The sequence below is a fragment of the Mycobacterium sp. E796 genome (genome assembly GCF_001672815.1).
In the GTDB taxonomy this organism is placed as follows: Bacteria; Actinomycetota; Actinomycetes; order Mycobacteriales; family Mycobacteriaceae; genus Mycobacterium.
On the sequence record NZ_LZKK01000049.1, the window covers coordinates 1 to 15964 of the forward strand.

Below are 15964 nucleotides of genomic sequence, written 5' to 3' on the forward strand. Positions count from 1 at the left end.
CACTGGCGGAGGTGTTTTCGGCGATTTTCCGCCATCAGTGCACGTTCGGCGCAGGCGGATCCTACGGGATGAGGTTCGACAGGTCGCCGATCACGGTTTCCGCCTGACCTATGACGGCGAACGCTTCGAAGGCGCCGGCCAAGGGGATGAGGTAGGTGTCGGTTGCGATGGGTTGGCCGATGGCTGCGACGAGGTTACCCGTTTGAAGTCCGTCGGCGAATAGGGTCAGGTCGTAAGCGGGCAGACTCGTCACGAGAGCATTGGCGACATCGGCCGTGGGCAGCAGAATCGAGTAGGCATCCGAAGCCGCGCCCGACAGCGTATTAACCGTGTTGTAGATATTGCCGGCGACGTTGACCGGTGACAGCGCGGAGACGAGATCGGCCGGGCTGGGCAACGAGATGGCTGACGGCCCCGAAGAGGGCATGGTCAGCGAACCCAGCGACGACGCGAGCGACCCGGTTGACGAGAATTCGGCGGAGACGTCGTGCATGAAGTCGGCGATGCCCTGCGGGGTACCCGAGGCGAGCAGGCCGGGCACTTTTTCTACGTCGCTCAGGGGCGGGAAAAGACCGAACTGGGTGGGCACGTTCGCTGGACCCTGCGACCAACCGTAATTGGGGTCGCCGTAGCCCAGGTTCACCAGCACCTTCAAGTCCGGTTGGATCAGGTCGGCCAAAGGATTGCCCACCACCGGGATCGCGCGCAGCGGTTCCAGCAGCGGCAGATTCTGGGTGGGGATCATCTCGTAGGTGGTCATGGGAGTGCCCACGGTCGGCAATGGGATCGCCGTTCCGAGCTGGGTGGGGGTCAGATCCGTGTAGGTGGGATGTACGTAGTAGATCCCGGCAAGCGAGTTGAGATCCGACAGCAAATTAATTGGGTACTGCGGGACGTCGGCGAAGCCATCGTATTCCTGCGTCCAGATGGTGGTCGGGTACAGATTGTCCGGGGTGGGGCCGTTGAAGGTGATGCCGAGAGCCGGGATGCTCAGGCCGTTTAACCGTTCGAAGAGTCCGCCGTTGGGAGCGTTGGGATCGCCGGTTAGCACGAAGGAGACAGCCGACGTCGGCACGCCCTGGGATGCGAGCAGCGGCATCACCATGGACGAGATCGTCGAACTCTGCGATTCACCTTTGACAACGAGGGTGTTACCCGCGTGGACCTGCTGCAATATCGTTTGATCCAGAATCTGGACGCCTTGGGCTTCCGACATGTCCAGCGTCAAGCTCTTGACCCCGGTGTACAGCCCGTAATTGCCTTCGGGTGTGAATAGGGCTTGCGGCGTGAAATTCTGGAAAAAGGGCGCGATGTAAAGGTTGAAGTTCTTCGTGATGAAGTCGGGGGTGGGTATGGGTTCCCCACTGCCGCCCATGATCAAAGCCACGTTCGCGGCGCTGGTGGCACCGGGTCCGGCGAGCAGGCGGGAAGCGCCGGCCGCCTCCGCGTCCGCGTAGGCTCCAGCGGCCGCCGACAGCGCCCGCACGAATTCCTGGTGAAACGCCGCCGCCTGCGCGCTCACCGCCTGAAAGGCCTGGGCTTGCCCGGAAAACAACGATGCGATCGCCGCCGACACCTCATCCTTGGCCGCGGCTAGGATCCCCGTGGTCCGAGCAGCCGCGGACGCCTTCGCGGTGTTGAGCGCTTCGGCAATGCCGGCTAACTCTGTTGCCACCGAATTCAGGTTCTCCGGCACCGCGACGAGATAGGACATCTGAAACCTCCATTGGTTCCGCGGCCAGCCGGCGTCCGGTCCACCCCTGGACGCGCTGCCCGGAGTGCAGAGTATCGCGTTTAAGAAGAAACGCGATAGGACTCGCGAGATATTTTGCCGCAGAGCCGCATTCGGTGCGCCCAGCGCCGCGGGAGGCTAGGCCCCGTAGACCGGAACCGGCGGTCGCGCCTTGGCGAGCAGGTCGGCGACGACGGGTCCCAGCTCGGCCGGATCCCACCGGGCGCCCTTGTCGATCTGCGGGCCGTGCGCCCAGCCCTCGGCGACCCGGATCTTGCCGCCCTCGACTTCGAAGACCTTGCCGGTGACGTCGCGGGATTCGGTGCTGCCCAGCCAGACGACCAGCGGGGAGATGTTCTCCGGCGCCATGGCGTCGAAATCCTGGTCCTGCGTGGCCATCATCTCGGCGAAGACGGTCTCGGTCATGCGGGTGCGGGCCGAGGGCGCGATCGCGTTGACGGTCACGCCGTACCGCCCCATCTCGGCGGCGCCGACGAGCGTCATCGCCGCGATGCCCGCCTTGGCGGCGCTGTAGTTGCCCTGCCCGACGCTGCCCTGCAGGCCCGCGCCGGAACTGGTGTTGATGATCCGCGCGTCCACGGTTTTGCCCTCTTTGGAGAGCCCGCGCCAATACGACGCCGAATGCCGCATGGTGGCGAAGTGCCCCTTGAGGTGCACGGCGATGACGGCATCGAACTCCTCTTCGCTCGTGTTCGCCATCATCCGGTCGCGGACGATGCCGGCGTTGTTCACCAAAACGTCCAAGCCACCGAAGGTTTCGACGGCCTTTTGGATGAGCCCGGCGGCCTGGCGCCAGTCGGCGATGTTGGATCCGTCGGCGACGGCCTCGCCACCGACCGCGGTGATCTCGTCGACGACGCCCTGCGCGGCGCTGCCGCCGCCCGCGGGCGAGCCGTCCAGGCCCACGCCGATGTCGTTGACCACCACGCGCGCGCCTTCGGCCGCGAAGGCGAGCGCGTGCGCGCGACCGATACCGCCGCCCGCTCCCGTGACTATGACAACCCGGCCGTCAACCAAACCCATATTTGTTGTCTCCTCTACTTGATCGCGTTCGCGTTCGTGGTGGCCAGGTAGTGCGGCGGCTCCCCACCGCCGTGCACCTCCAGCGAGGCACCGCTGATATAGCACGCCGCGTCCGAGGCCAAAAACGCTGCGGCCCAACCGACATCCTCCGGCTTGGCCAGCCGGCCGAGTGGCACGTTCTTCGAGATCGCGGCGATCGACTCGGCGTCGCCGTAGAACAGATCGGCCTGTTCGGTTTCGACCATCCCGACCACGCAGGCGTTGACCCGAACCCTGGGGCCCCATTCCACCGCCAGCGTCTTCGTGAGGCTTTCCAGGCCGGCCTTGGCCGCGCCGTACGCGCCGGTGCCCGGCGACGGCCGACGGCCGGACAGGCTGCAGATGTTGACGATCGAACCACCGCCGGGCTGGTTCTGCATCTTTTCGTTGGCGCACTGCGAAACCAACAGCGCGCCAATGAGGTTGAGCTCGATGATCTTGCGGTTGAACTTCGCGCTGGACTCCGCGGTCAGCACGTAGGGCGATCCCCCGGCGTTGTTGACGACGACGTCCAACCGGCCGTGCTGGTCAAAGACGGAGTCGATCAACGACTTGACGGCCTCTTCGTCGCGTACGTCGCACGGGTGGAACTCGTACGGCGAGCCCTCGACGGGCCGGCGCGCGCAGGTGATCACGGTGGCGCCCTGCTTGGCGAAGACCGAGCTGATGCCGGCGCCGACGCCGCGCACACCACCCGTAACCAGAACCACCCGCCCGGCCAGCCCCAGGTTGATGCCTTCCGAAAGGGGCGAGCCTGCTTCGGCGGGAGTCACTGTGCTAGCGTACCAAGCAAGTGCTTGCTTAGGTAGTTACCCCACGAGGAAGTGGCACCTTGCCCATCACAACCACCACCACCGAACCGGGCATCGTCGCGGTCACCGTCGACTACCCGCCCGTCAACGCCATCCCGTCGCGCGGCTGGTTTGAACTGGCCGACGCGGTCACGGCCGCCGGCGCCAATCCCGAGACCCACGCGGTGATCCTGCGGGCCGAAGGCCGGGGCTTCAACGCGGGTGTGGACATCAAGGAGATGCAGCGCACCGAGGGATTCACCGCGCTGATCGACGCCAACCGCGGCTGCTTCGCCGCCTTCCGGGCGGTCTACGAATGCGCCGTGCCGGTGATCGCGGCCGTGAACGGATTCTGCGTCGGCGGCGGCATCGGCCTGGTGGGCAACTCCGATGTCATCGTGGCCTCCGACGACGCCACGTTTGGGCTGCCGGAGGTCGAACGCGGCGCGCTGGGCGCGGCGACGCACCTGTCGCGGCTGGTGCCGCAGCACCTGATGAGGCGGCTGTTCTTCACCGCCGCCACCGTCGACGCCGCCACGCTGCATCACTTCGGCTCGGTGCATGAGGTGGTACCCCGGGATCAGCTGGACGAGGCCGCTTTACGGGTCGCCCGCGACATCGCCGCCAAGGACACTCGCGTCATCCGCGCGGCCAAGGAGGCTCTCAACCTCATCGACGTGCAACGGGTCAACTCGAGTTATCGCATGGAGCAGGGGTTTACGTTCGAGCTCAACCTCGCCGGCGTGGCCGACGAGCACCGCGACGCGTTCGCCGGCACGACGAAGGGTGAAAAGTCTTGAGCGACAAGCGGACCACCCTCGACGACGCCGTTGCACAACTGCGCAGCGGCATGACGATCGGCATCGGCGGCTGGGGTTCCCGACGCAAGCCGATGGCCTTCGTGCGGGCGATGCTGCGCACCGACGTCAAGGACCTGACCGTCGTCACCTACGGCGGACCCGACCTCGGGCTGCTGTGCTCGGCGGGCAAGGTCAAGCGCGTCTACTACGGCTTCGTGTCGCTGGACTCCGCGCCGTTCTACGACCCGTGGTTCGCCAAGGCCCGCACCAGCGGCGCCATCGAAGCCCGGGAGATGGACGAGGGCATGCTGCGCTGCGGGTTGCAGGCAGCGGCGCAGCGGCTGCCGTTCCTGCCGATCCGCGCCGGGTTGGGCAGTTCGGTTCCGGACTTCTGGGAGGGCGAGCTGCGGACGGTCACCAGCCCCTACCCGGCGCCCGGCGGCGGGCACGAGACGCTGTTGGCCATGCCGGCCCTGCGCCTGGACGCGGCCTTCGTGCACCTCAATCTCGGTGACAGCCAAGGCAATGCGGCCTACACCGGCATCGACCCCTACTTCGACGACCTCTTCCTGATGGCGGCCGCCAAACGCTACCTGTCGGTGGAGCGCGTCGTCGCGACCGAGGAGCTGGTCAAGGCGGTCCCACCTCAGGCGCTGCTGGTGAACCGCATGATGGTCGACGCGGTCGTGGAGGCGCCCGGCGGCGCCCACTTCACCACCGCCGCACCGGATTACGGCCGCGACGAGAAGTTTCAGCGACACTACGCCGAGGCCGCCTCCACCGACGAGGGCTGGCAGAGTTTCGTCCAGACCTACCTGTCGGGTGGCGAGGACGACTACCAGGCGGCGGTTCGCGCATTTGCAGAGGAGGCCGCGAAATGAGCACCCGAGCGGAGGTCTGCGCGGTCGCCTGCGCCGAGTTGTTCAGGGACGCGGGCGAAATCATGATCAGCCCGATGACGAACATGGCGTCCGTCGGCGCGCGGCTGGCCCGGCTGACGTTTTCGCCGGACATCCTGCTGACCGACGGCGAGGCGCAGCTGCTGGCCGACACCCCGGCGCTGGGCAAGACCGGCGCGATCGAAGGCTGGATGCCGTTCGGGCGGGTGTTCGAGACCCTGGCCTGGGGGCGCCGGCACGTCGTGATGGGCGCCAATCAGGTGGATCGCTTTGGCAATCAGAACATCTCGGCGTTCGGCCCGCTGCAGCACCCCACCCGGCAGATGTTCGGCCTGCGGGGCGCGCCCGGCAACGCGATCAACCACGCGACCAGCTACTGGGTCGGCAATCACTCGAAGCGGGTGTTCTGCGAGGCGGTCGACGTGGTGTGCGGCATCGGCTGGGACAAGATCGATGCGGACAATCCGGCGTTCCGATTTGCCAACCCATATCGGGTGGTGTCCAACCTCGGGGTGTTCGACTTCAACGGGCCCGGCAGGACGATGCGGGCGGTGTCCCTGCACCCCGGTGTGTCGCCCGACGACGTCCGGCAGAACACGTCGTTCGAGGTGGACGGCCTCGACGACGCGAAAGAGACCCGGCTGCCGACCGATGACGAGCTGCGCCTGATCCGTGAGGTGATCGATCCGAAAGCGCTGCGCGACAGAGAGATCCGCTAATGAGGCTGCGCACACCGCTGACCGAGCTGGTCGGCGTCGAGCATCCGGTGGTGCAAACGGGCATGGGCTGGGTGGCCGGTGCCCGGCTGGTTTCCGCCACGGCCAACGCGGGCGGGCTGGGCATCCTGGCCTCGGCGACGATGACCCTGGACGAGTTGGCGACGGCCATAAAGAAGGTCAAGGCCGCGACCGACCAGCCGTTCGGCGTGAACATCCGCGCCGACGCCGCCGACGCGGGCGATCGCGTCGAGTTGATGATCCGAGAGGGCGTCAAGGTGGCGTCATTCGCGTTGGCGCCCAAGCAGGAGCTGATCGCCCGGCTCAAAGACGCTGGGGCGGTGGTCATCCCGTCGATCGGTGCGGCCAAACACGCACGCAAGGTCGCGGGCTGGGGCGCCGATGCGATGATCGTGCAGGGCGGCGAGGGCGGCGGGCACACCGGGCCCGTAGCGACGACGCTGCTACTGCCGTCGGTACTGGACGCCGTGCAGGGCACCGGGATCCCGGTGATCGCGGCGGGCGGATTCTTCGACGGGCGTGGTCTCGCGGCGGCGCTGTCCTACGGCGCCGCCGGTGTGGCGATGGGCACCAGGTTCCTGCTCACCTCGGATTCCACGGTGCCCGACGCGGTCAAACGGCGGTACCTCGAGGCGGCGCTGGACGGCACGGTCGTCACCACGCGAGTCGACGGCATGCCGCATCGGGTGCTGCGCACCGGGCTGGTCGAGAAGCTGGAAAGCGGCTCGCCGGTAAGGGGTTTGGCGGCAGCGGTGCGCAACGCGGCCAAGTTCAAGAACATGTCCCAGATGACGTGGGCCTCGATGATCCGCGACGGCCTTGCGATGCGCCATGGCAAGGAGCTGACCTGGTCGCAGGTGGTGATGGCGGCGAACACCCCGATGCTGCTCAAAGCTGGACTGGTCGAGGGCAACACCGAGGCCGGCGTGCTGGCGTCCGGTCAGGTGGCCGGCATCCTGGAGGACCTGCCGTCGTGTGCCGAGCTGATCGAATCGATCGTCCGCGACGCGATCGCACACTTGAAGGCCGCGACGGCGCTGGTCGAAGAACCGTCAGCGGTGGACTAAGGACCCTGGCCGCGACGCGGGACGCGGCGTCATCCTGGATGCATGATGACGCTGGCACCGGGATCCTGGCCCACTCCGCTCTTGAACGCCGTTCGCGCTTCGAACAAATACCTGCTCAACCCGCTGATGGTGCAGCTGGCCGGCCACAAGCACTGGTACGCGGCCGCGATCAAGCACACCGGGCGGCGCTCCGGCAAGCAGTACACCACGCCGGTCGTGGCCGAGCGCATCGCCGACGGCTTCGTCATACCGCTGCCCTACGGCACCGACGTGGATTGGTTGCAGAACGTCCGCGCGGCGGGACGGGCGACGATCGCGTCACAAGGCCACGACTACGAGGTGGGGCAGCCCGAGATCATCGACGCGGCGACGGCGCTGCCCATGCTGTCGGCCCCACGCCGGCGCACTTTCGAGCGGGTCGGCATCGACGGGTACCTCAAGCTCACCGACCAATCGACGAACTAAGCCACCGGGGCTGAGTTAAGCCAGCCTCTGAATTCAGCATAAGTGAAGCTATAATCTTCATATGGCTAAGGTGAAGATCCTATCTTCACTGCGTGCGACGATGATCGGCGACGTCGTCGGGTCCCGCCGCGCGCGCGACCGGCGAGCGCTGCACCGGCGCGTCGCGACCGCGCTGCGGGAGGTCGCCAACGGTGCCCTCGATCCGCCCGCCTTCACCGTCGGCGATGAGTTCCAGGGCAGCTATCCCACCCTTGGTGCCGCCATCGACGCCGCATTGGCGGTGCGCCTGCTGCTTGCCCCCGAGACCGACGTTCGGTTCGGCATCGGCTGGGGCACGGTCGCCATCCTCGACCCCGATGCCCGGATCCAGGACGGGCCGGGCTGGTGGACCGCCCGGGCGGCTATCCAGCAGACGGCGGAGGCGCAGCGGCAGCCTGGCTTCACCCTGGTGCGCACCACGTTCCGGGCGGACGAGGACACGCGCACCGACGTCGCCGCCGTCAACGCCGCCCTGATTTGTCGGGACCATCTGCTTGGATCGCTCGATGAAAGATCGTTACGGATTGTGAGGGGCTTGATGGCGGGGCGGACCAAGAAGGAACTCGCCGCGGCCGAGGGCATCAGCCCTTCCGCGGTGTCCCAACGGGCGGCCCGTGACGGTCTGGACCTGATTGTCCGTGCCTCCCAATATCTTCGGAGTTTGCCATGAGCGCCGTCGCGGTCCTGTTGATCGCGCTCGGGATCGCCGACCTGTGCCGGCGGGCGGTTCGCCCGGCGTGGTTCCCGCTGGTGATCGCGCCGGCCGTGGTGGCGGGCTGCGCGGCGCTGGGTGCGTTGTGGCACCGCGGTGATATCCCGCTGCTCGTGTTGGCGGCCACCGCCGCCGTGGTGTGGGAGTGGCTATGCCTGCGGTCCGAGCGCAGCGGCAAACGACAGGCGACGCCGTTGGCCGTGTTCGCCGCCGCGCTGGTGCTGCTGATCGCGTTGTCCGGCTGGTCCTCAGCGGTGAACGGCCTGATCGCGCGGTGGTGTGCGTGGGTGCAATTGCCACTGAGCCACGTGACGCCCACCCGGCTCCTGATGATCATCGCCGTGGTGCTGGTGCAGTTCGCCACCGGAAATCAGTTGGTGCGCCTCGTGCTTGGCTCGGTGGGCGCGGTACGCCCGGCGGGTGAGCCGCAGCCGTCCGACCGGCTCAAGGGCGGCCGGCTGCTGGGCCCGATGGAACGCCTGCTGATCCTGAGCCTCGGCGTCGGCGGGCAGGTGGCCGCGGCCAGCGCCGTCGTCGCCGCCAAGGGAATCATCCGTTTTCCGGAGCTGAGCGCCCAAAAGAACCGCAACGGCGAGGTCGGCATCGACGAGGTGACCGAATACTTTCTGCTGGGCAGCTTCACCAGCTGGCTGCTGGCCCTGGGCGGGATCGCGCTGGTGCTGGGCGCCTAATCTGCTCTTACGACGGGCAGACTATAGGGGTGGCATCTGCACCGGCGGCCCGGCACCTGCTGCGGGCCAAAGATCTCGTCGACGCGCGTTACTACGAACCGCTTTTCGTCGCCGACCTGGCCGCGGCCGCAGGCCTATCTCCGGCCCACTTCAGTCGACGCTTCAAGCAGGCGTTCGGCGAGTCGCCGCACCAGTACCTGCTGACGCGGCGGCTGGAACGTGCCGCCGCGTTGCTACGCACGACCGACTGGACGGTGGCTGCCGTTTGCATCGCTGTGGGTTGGGAAAGCGTCGGCTCGTTCACGACGAGCTTTCGCCGCATGTTCGGCGTGACGCCGCAGATCTATCGGGCCACCTTCCCACCCGCCGAGCGTTATGTACGAATTCCGCGCTGTGTCGCGCTGGCCTACGGACGGCCACGAAACCGCACGTTTCGAGAAGACGACGGACCCGCGTAATCCGCAGCGTCTATGCAACGCAACAACGTCAGGAGAGGGCCGATGCTTAAGATTGCCAACGCACAATTCTGGGTGCACGACCAAGAGGCGGCGCTCGAGTTCTACACCAAAACGCTCGGTTGGGAAGTCCGGGCCGACATGACGATGCAGGCATGGAACTTCCGATGGTTGTGCGTCGGACCCGTCGAGCAGGACGACGTCGGGCTGGTGCTGATGCCCGTGCCGGGGCCGCCGATGCTCGACGCTGCGGCCAGCGCGCAACTGGCCGAGCTGGTGGCGAAGGGAGCCGGTGGCACTTTGTTTTTGGAGACCGACGATTGCCAGGCCGCCTACGACGAATTGTCCACTCGCGGCGTTACATTCAACGATCCCCCGACGCCGCAGGCTTACGGTATCGACACTTCCTTCCGCGACCCATCCGGCAACAACATTCGGCTCACCCAAGTGCTCGAGTTCGATCCGGCACGCGGCTGACCAGGCGTCCCGCCACACCGAGCGTGCGCAGTTGTACGCGATCTGCGGCGTGTCGCCGCACAAACACGCGCGCTCGGCGAATCGAGCTAGAGCCGCTCGATGATCGTGACGTTGGCCGTGCCGCCGCCCTCGCACATCGTCTGCAGGCCGTAGCGGCCGCCGATGCGCTCGAGCGCGTTGAGCATGGTGGTGAACAGCTTGGCGCCGGTCGCGCCGAGCGGGTGACCCAGGGCGATCGCGCCGCCGTTGGGGTTGACCTTCTCGGGATCGGCCTTGATCTCCTTGAGCCACGCCAGAACCACCGGCGCGAACGCCTCGTTGATCTCGACGGTGTCGATGTCTTCGATTGACAGCCCGGTCTTTTCCAGCGCGTAGCGGGTGGCCGGGATGGGTCCGGTCAGCATGAACACCGGGTCGGCGGCGCGGGCGCTGACGTGGTGGATGCGGGCTCGGGGCTTCAACCCGTGGTCTTTGACGGCCTGCTCGGAGGCGAGCAGCACCGCGCTGGCGCCGTCGGAGATCTGACTGGCCATCGCGGCCGTCAGCCGGCCGCCCTCGACGAGCGTCTTCAGGCCGGCCATCTTCTCCAGCGACGACTCACGCGGGCCTTCGTCGACCCGGAACGGGCCGGATTCCGTTTCGACAGTGATGATTTCGTTGTCGAAATGTCCGCCGCGGATCGCCGCGAACGCGCGTTCGTGGCTGGTGAGCGAGAACCGCTCCATCTCTTCGCGGGACAGGTTCCACTTCTCGGCGATCATCTCCGAGCCGCGGAACTGGGAGATCTCCTGGTCGCCGTAGCGGTGCAGCCATTGCTTGGATTCGCTGGTGGGCGAGGTGAACCCGAACTGCTCGCCGACGGTCATCGCCGACGAGATCGGGATCTGGCTCATGTTCTGCATGCCGCCGGCCACGATGAGGTCGGCGGTTCCCGACATGATCGCCTGGGCGCCAAAGGAGATCGCCTGTTGGCTGGAACCGCATTGCCGGTCCACCGTGACGCCGGGCACCTCTTCGGGGTAGCCGGCGGCCAGCCACGAGAGCCGGGCGATGTTGCCGGCCTGTCCGCCGATCGCATCGACGCAGCCGGCGATCACGTCCTCAACGGCGGCGGGGTCGACGTCGACTCGGTCGAGCAGGCCGCGCCACGCATAAGCGCCCAGGTCGACCGGATGTATCCCGGCCAGTGCGCCGTTGCGCTTGCCGACCGCGGTTCGCACAGCGTCGATGACGTACGCCTCAGTCATTGTGTCGCTCCTTCTTTGGTAATGCCGCCAAGGACAATGGCGAGATATTGCTGACCCACCTGCTGCGCGGTGAGCGGTCCGCCGGGTTGATACCAGCGCACCGACACCCAGGTGGTGTCACGGATAAATCGGTACACCAGGTCGACATTGAGGTCGGGCCGGAAGCAGCCCTCGTCGATGCCCTGGTTGAGCACCTCGACCCACATCTTGCGTTGTTGGCGGTTCATGTCCTCGATGTAGGAGAACCGGGCTTGCGACAGCAGCCGTTTGGCCTCGTCCTGGTAGATGACGACCTGCGCGTGGCGATCCTCGATCGCCTCGAACGACGCCATGAACAGTCCCTTGAGCCGCTCCAGCGGATTGGGCTCGCTGTCGATGATTTCGCGGTAGCGGGTGAACAGCCACTCCAGGAATTCGCGGAGCAGCTCGTCGACCATCTCCTCTTTGGAGGAGAAATGGTGGTACAGGCTGCCGGACAGGATGCCCGCGCCGTCGGCGATGTCGCGGACGGTGGTGGCGCGCAGACCGCGCTCGGCGAACATGGTCGCGGCGAGCGCAAGCAACTCGTCTCGCCGGCTGTTAGCCTGACCGGTCACTCGGTCCACCGGATCAGGGTATCAACCAAGCGCTTGCTCGGCCAGCGAGGCCACGGGTTGGCCCCCCATCACCGACACGGCCTCGTTAGCTCGCGTTTCCGCGCCAGGCTAACGAGAAATTCGTGGGTTTCGAACTGAGGGGAATTTCAGCCAAAACCGGGAGAAACCTCCGGCAGCGTCGTAATCTCACCGACATTCGGGCCAGCCCGACGCCGTAAATGGGTCGACGCGTGGAGGTCAACGGTCGTGAGTTTCTTGGTGTTACCCCCAGAAATCAATTCCTTACGGATATTTAGCGGTGCCGGATCTGCGCCGATGTTGGAGGCCGCTGCGGCATGGAACGGTCTGGCCGATGAGCTAGGAGCGGCAGCGAATTCATTTTCGTCGGTGATCTCCGGGCTAACGGGTCAGGCATGGCAGGGGCCGGCCTCGCAGGCAATGACGGCTGCAGCTGGTCCATACGCGAGTTGGCTCAGCTCGGCCTCCGCCCAGGCTGCGGACGCAGCCGGACAGGCGCAGGCGGTGGCCAGTGCATTCGAGGCGGCGCAGGCTGCAACGATCCATCCGCTGGCGGTGGCGGCCAACCGAAACTCCTTTGTGCAGGCGGTGATGTCGAATTGGTTCGGGCTCAACGCGCCGGCCATCGCCGAATTGGAAGGCGACTACGAGGCGATGTGGGCCCAAGACGTGGCGGCGATGGTCGGCTATCACGGTGGGGTGTCGGCGGCGGCCGCACAATTGGTACCGGCCCAGACCCTGCAGGACATCGTCGCGACGCTGCCCAACCTGGGCATCGGCAACCTCGGCAACGCCAACCTGGGCAGCGGCAACAAAGGCAGCGGAAACCTCGGCAGCGGAAACAGCGGCAACTCCAACCTGGGCGGCGGCAACATCGGCAACGCCAACATCGGCTTTGGGAATGCCGGCGAGGCCAGCATGATGACCGGAGATCCGGGCGGTCATAACGTCGGCATCGGTAACCTCGGCAACGGGAACTTCGGCTTGGGCAACCTCGGCAACGCGAACATCGGCGGCGGGAACACCGGCAACGGCAACGTCGGCTTCGGCCTTACAGGCAACAACCTGGTCGGTATCGGGAATGCTTATTACAACTCGGCAACCGGTCAATTCACTTTCGCCGGGCTCAACTCGGGCACCGGCAACATCGGCTTCGGGAATTCCGGCACGAACAACATCGGCTTCTTCAACTCGGGCAGCGGCAACATCGGCATCTTCAACTCGGGCGTCAACACCCTGGTGCCAGGTGGGGCCGGAGTTGTGGGCAGCATCAACAACATTGGCATCGGAAACTCCGGCGTCTTGAACTTCGGGTTCGGCAACTCGGATACTCTGGGCACGGGCTTCGGGAACGCGGGCCAGTTCGACACCGGCTTCTGGAATTCGGGCAACACCGCCACAGGCTTCGGGAATTCGGGCTTTGCCAACACAGGCTTCTGGAATGCCGGCGACGTCAATACCGGCTTTGGGAATTCGGGTAGCGTCAACACGGGCTTCTTGAATTCTGGCAACGTGAACACGGGCTTCTTGTTCACCACCGACAGCGGCCAGCTGAACTCGGGATTCAACAACACCGGTGTGGGTGAATCGGGCATTGGGAACACGGGCCGGTCCGTGTCAGGCTTCTTCAACTCGGCCAGCGGCGGCAGCGCCTTCAACGGAGACGTCTCGGGCCTCTTCAACAAAGTCACCGGCGGCTCGGTTAGCGACAGTGATGTCTCGGGCTTCTTCAACACCGGCGTGACGGGCCCGATTATCAGCGCGGGGAGCGGCCCCTTCAGTGGCAGTGACTCGGGCTTGGGCAACATCGGCACCGGAATCGCGGGTCTGTTTAATCTCGCCCGCCTGTAACCAATCAGCTTTGCGGCCGCGTCTGACGGCCCACGGACACTGAGTGGAATCGGAATGATCTTTACGGTTGAGTAACTCGGACAAACGCGGGCCATAAGCGTCGCTGTCACGCGAAAAACCTACTGTGGACGCCGCGATAGTCGTACCATCTGTGAAGGATTACGCGATTCCATATCGACCACCGGTCGCCAAATGGACCGGCGCCGACGGGTGGGAGGCCACGATGGCGAATTTTGCGGTGTTGCCGCCGGAGATCAATTCCCTGCTGATGTTCAGCGGCGCCGGTTCGGCGCCATTGCTGGACGCGGCGGCGGCCTGGGATGGCCTGGCCTCGGAGCTGGGATCGGCGGCGTCGTCGTTTGCGTCGGTGACCTCGGGCCTGGCGGGTCAGGCCTGGCAGGGCTCCGCATCTCAGGCGATGGCGGCCGCGGCCAACCCGTATGCGGGCTGGCTAACCGAGGCGGCAGCTCAAGCGGCGGGAGCGGCCGGCCAGGCGAGGGCGGTGGTAAGCGCGTTCGAGGCGGCCCAGGCGGCGACGGTGCACCCGCTCATGGTTCAGCTCAACCGCAATTCGTTGGTGCAATTGGCGATGTCGAATTGGTTCGGCCTCAACGCCCCTGCGATCGCCCAGGTCGAGGGCGACTACGAGGCCATGTGGGCCCAGGACGTGTCGGCCATGTCCGGCTATTACTCCGGGGCGTCTGCGGCGGCCGCGGGATTAAGCCCCGCCCAGACCCTGCAGGACATCCTCGCCACGCTGCCGAACCTGGGCATCGGCAACAAGGGCAACGCCAACGTGGGCCCCGGCAACACCGGAATTGCCAACCTCGGCAGCGGAAACACCGGCAACAACAACATCGGTGGCGGCAACGGCTTTGCCGGTGTCCCGGCTAACGGGAATATTGGCTTCGGAAACCACGGCGACGGAAACATCGGTTCCGGCAACGGCTCTAACCCCGGCTCGATCACCGATCTCGGCCACAATGTGGGCTTCGGCAACGCCGGCAGCAATAACTGGGGCCTCGGAAACGCCGGGGACGGGAACCGGGGCCTCGGAAACGCCGGGGACAACAACATCGGGGGCGGCAACGCCGGCAACAACAACATCGGCGGCGGGAACACCGGCAACCACAACATCGGCTTCGGGCTCACCGGCAGCAACGAAATCGGCATCGGGAACACCTATTTCAACACCGCGACCAACCAGTTCAGCTTCGGCGGGCTGAACTCGGGCGCGGGAAACATCGGCATCGGCAACTCGGGGTCCGGCAACATCGGCTTCTTCAACTCCGGCAACGGCAACATCGGCTTCTTCTCCACGGGCACCAACACCCATTTGCCCGGTCACCTCAACAGCTTTGGCTTCGGGAACGCGGGCGCCGGCAACATCGGCTTCGGAAACGCGGGAAACTGGAACTTCGGCTTCGGGAACTCCGCTGATGTCAACACGGGCTTCGGGAACTCGGGCGGACTTGACACCGGCTTCGGGAACGGCGGCGGCTTCGATACCGGGTGGTGGAATTCGGGTGCCACGAACACAGGCTGGGGGAATTCGGGCGGCGTCAACACGGGCGCGTGGAATTCCGGTCTGGCCAACACCGGTTTCGGCTTCACCACCGACACCGGGGCCAGCCACTCGGGCTTCAACAACTCCGGCACAAATGTCTCGGGCTTCGACAACACGGCCACCGACGGATTTGCCTCTGGCTTCTTCAACACCGTCATCAACGGGGGCGCGATGTCGGGTATCGGCAACACCGGGGTCCCGACTTTCAACCCGACCTTCAGCGGCTCGCTATCCGGATTCTTCAATACGGGCACCGAGTTTGGCGGTCTGTTCAGCCTCGCTCGACTGTTGGCGGGTTAGCGCGCGCCACATCAGCGATGTCGCCCGCCACGCGGTGATGTTGTTAGCCGTGCCAGCTCGAACATCGTGACAACTCGGGCAAACTCAACACGGCAACGGGAATTCGGGCAACGCAAACACCGGCTTCTGGAATTCGGGCAATGTGAACACGGGCCTCGGGTTCATCACCGACTGCGGCGCACTCAACTCGGGCTTCGGCAACGTCGGTGTCGGCGACTCGGGCTTTTTCAACACGGGCTCCGACATGTCCGGGTTCTCCGATAGCGCCAGCGGCGGCATTAACAACACCTCGATGTCGGGCTTCTTCAATACGGCCTTCGGTGGCTCGACTGTGGACGGTCAGGCGTCGGGCTTCTTCAACATCGGCGTCACCGGCCCCTAGAGGCCTCGCCGAGCGGCGTCGCGAGCGGCTTTAGTTCGGGCTTGCTCAACATCG

General features: G+C 65.9%; 17 protein-coding genes. 12 read left to right on the top strand and 5 right to left on the bottom strand.

Annotated elements, in window-relative coordinates:
* Positions 1–61 precede the first annotated feature (61 nt).
* From A5706_RS04455 to A5706_RS04465, 3 genes are all read right to left on the bottom strand, one after another.
* Positions 62–1714 carry a PE-PPE domain-containing protein gene (locus A5706_RS04455; protein WP_068127442.1) on the bottom strand — a complete coding sequence of 551 codons (1653 nt, stop codon included), beginning with the start codon at positions 1712–1714 and terminating at the stop codon, positions 62–64.
* A gap of 156 nt (positions 1715–1870) precedes the next feature.
* Entirely contained in the window at positions 1871–2776 is a 906-nt protein-coding gene (locus tag A5706_RS04460; RefSeq protein WP_068127443.1) for an SDR family oxidoreductase, read from the bottom strand.
* Between the two features lie 14 nt (positions 2777–2790).
* Entirely contained in the window at positions 2791–3549 is a 759-nt protein-coding gene (locus tag A5706_RS04465) for an SDR family oxidoreductase (RefSeq protein ID WP_068127525.1), read from the bottom strand.
* A gap of 98 nt (positions 3550–3647) precedes the next feature.
* Here A5706_RS04465 and echA20 point away from each other — a divergent pair, with 98 nt between their 5' ends.
* The 9 genes from echA20 to A5706_RS04510 all read left to right on the top strand — a co-directional run bounded on the left by echA20 (position 3648) and on the right by A5706_RS04510 (position 9949).
* Complete coding sequence (echA20, locus tag A5706_RS04470; RefSeq protein WP_068127446.1) at positions 3648–4406, top strand: (7aS)-7a-methyl-1,5-dioxo-2,3,5,6,7,7a-hexahydro-1H-indene-carboxyl-CoA hydrolase; 759 nt, start codon at positions 3648–3650, stop codon at positions 4404–4406.
* A complete protein-coding gene (ipdA, locus tag A5706_RS04475) occupies positions 4403–5287 on the top strand; it encodes a cholesterol ring-cleaving hydrolase subunit IpdA (RefSeq protein ID WP_068127448.1) in 885 nt (294 codons plus the stop codon). Before echA20 ends, ipdA begins: the two co-directional genes overlap by 4 nt.
* A complete protein-coding gene (gene ipdB / locus A5706_RS04480) occupies positions 5284–6024 on the top strand; it encodes a cholesterol ring-cleaving hydrolase subunit IpdB (protein WP_068127450.1) in 741 nt (246 codons plus the stop codon). Before ipdA ends, ipdB begins: the two co-directional genes overlap by 4 nt.
* Positions 6024–7109, top strand: a complete 1086-nt coding sequence (gene ipdC / locus A5706_RS04485) for a (3aS,4S,5R,7aS)-5-hydroxy-7a-methyl-1-oxo-octahydro-1H-indene-4-carboxyl-CoA dehydrogenase (RefSeq protein ID WP_068127451.1) — start codon at positions 6024–6026, stop codon at positions 7107–7109. The genes ipdB and ipdC overlap by 1 nt, the downstream gene beginning before the upstream one ends.
* A 42-nt stretch (positions 7110–7151) precedes the next feature.
* Complete coding sequence (locus A5706_RS04490) at positions 7152–7574, top strand: nitroreductase (protein ID WP_082964193.1); 423 nt, start codon at positions 7152–7154, stop codon at positions 7572–7574.
* Between the two features lie 61 nt (positions 7575–7635).
* On the top strand, positions 7636–8283 hold the full coding sequence (locus A5706_RS04495; protein WP_068127453.1) for a SatD family protein: 648 nt from the start codon (positions 7636–7638) through the stop codon (positions 8281–8283).
* Entirely contained in the window at positions 8280–9017 is a 738-nt protein-coding gene (locus A5706_RS04500) for a hypothetical protein (RefSeq protein WP_068127455.1), read from the top strand. Before A5706_RS04495 ends, A5706_RS04500 begins: the two co-directional genes overlap by 4 nt.
* A gap of 29 nt (positions 9018–9046) precedes the next feature.
* Positions 9047–9475: a helix-turn-helix transcriptional regulator gene (locus A5706_RS04505; protein WP_068127457.1), complete on the top strand. Its 429-nt coding sequence runs from the start codon at positions 9047–9049 to the stop codon at positions 9473–9475.
* Between the two features lie 42 nt (positions 9476–9517).
* Complete coding sequence (locus A5706_RS04510) at positions 9518–9949, top strand: VOC family protein (protein ID WP_068127529.1); 432 nt, start codon at positions 9518–9520, stop codon at positions 9947–9949.
* Between the two features lie 86 nt (positions 9950–10035).
* Here the strand turns inward: A5706_RS04510 and fadA6 are convergent, their stop codons facing one another.
* Together fadA6 and kstR2 are read right to left on the bottom strand one after the other, a co-directional pair.
* The gene (gene fadA6, locus A5706_RS04515) at positions 10036–11196 is read right to left on the bottom strand and encodes a steroid 3-ketoacyl-CoA thiolase FadA6 (RefSeq protein ID WP_068127459.1); all 1161 of its coding nucleotides are present in this window, start codon (positions 11194–11196) and stop codon (positions 10036–10038) included.
* The gene (gene kstR2, locus A5706_RS04520) at positions 11193–11801 is read right to left on the bottom strand and encodes a TetR family transcriptional regulator KstR2 (RefSeq protein WP_156766951.1); all 609 of its coding nucleotides are present in this window, start codon (positions 11799–11801) and stop codon (positions 11193–11195) included. Before kstR2 ends, fadA6 begins: the two co-directional genes overlap by 4 nt.
* Before the next feature lie 237 nt (positions 11802–12038).
* Here kstR2 and A5706_RS04525 point away from each other — a divergent pair, with 237 nt between their 5' ends.
* From A5706_RS04525 to A5706_RS35145, 3 genes are all read left to right on the top strand, one after another.
* Positions 12039–13661, top strand: coding sequence for a PPE family protein (locus A5706_RS04525; RefSeq protein WP_068127461.1), 1623 nt, complete (start codon positions 12039–12041; stop codon positions 13659–13661).
* A 223-nt stretch (positions 13662–13884) separates the two neighbouring features.
* Positions 13885–15528, top strand: a complete 1644-nt coding sequence (locus A5706_RS04530; protein ID WP_068127531.1) for a PPE family protein — start codon at positions 13885–13887, stop codon at positions 15526–15528.
* A 142-nt stretch (positions 15529–15670) separates the two neighbouring features.
* The gene (locus tag A5706_RS35145) at positions 15671–15910 is read left to right on the top strand and encodes a hypothetical protein (RefSeq protein ID WP_068127462.1); all 240 of its coding nucleotides are present in this window, start codon (positions 15671–15673) and stop codon (positions 15908–15910) included.
* The last annotated feature ends 54 nt before the right edge of the window (positions 15911–15964 follow it).

Bases quoted from the DNA above. Each gene is read 5' to 3' on its own strand.
- A5706_RS04455 (WP_068127442.1), bottom strand. From the start codon at position 1,714: ATGTCCTATCTCGTCGCGGTGCCGGAGAACCTGAATTCGGTGGCAACA.
- A5706_RS04460 (WP_068127443.1), bottom strand. From the start codon at position 2,776: ATGGGTTTGGTTGACGGCCGGGTTGTCATAGTCACGGGAGCGGGCGGC.
- ipdB (WP_068127450.1), top strand. From the start codon at position 5,284: ATGAGCACCCGAGCGGAGGTCTGCGCGGTCGCCTGCGCCGAGTTGTTC.
- ipdC (WP_068127451.1), top strand. From the start codon at position 6,024: ATGAGGCTGCGCACACCGCTGACCGAGCTGGTCGGCGTCGAGCATCCG.
- A5706_RS04490 (WP_082964193.1), top strand. From the start codon at position 7,152: ATGATGACGCTGGCACCGGGATCCTGGCCCACTCCGCTCTTGAACGCC.
- A5706_RS04495 (WP_068127453.1), top strand. From the start codon at position 7,636: ATGGCTAAGGTGAAGATCCTATCTTCACTGCGTGCGACGATGATCGGC.
- A5706_RS04500 (WP_068127455.1), top strand. From the start codon at position 8,280: ATGAGCGCCGTCGCGGTCCTGTTGATCGCGCTCGGGATCGCCGACCTG.
- A5706_RS04510 (WP_068127529.1), top strand. From the start codon at position 9,518: ATGCTTAAGATTGCCAACGCACAATTCTGGGTGCACGACCAAGAGGCG.
- fadA6 (WP_068127459.1), bottom strand. From the start codon at position 11,196: ATGACTGAGGCGTACGTCATCGACGCTGTGCGAACCGCGGTCGGCAAG.
- A5706_RS04530 (WP_068127531.1), top strand. From the start codon at position 13,885: ATGGCGAATTTTGCGGTGTTGCCGCCGGAGATCAATTCCCTGCTGATG.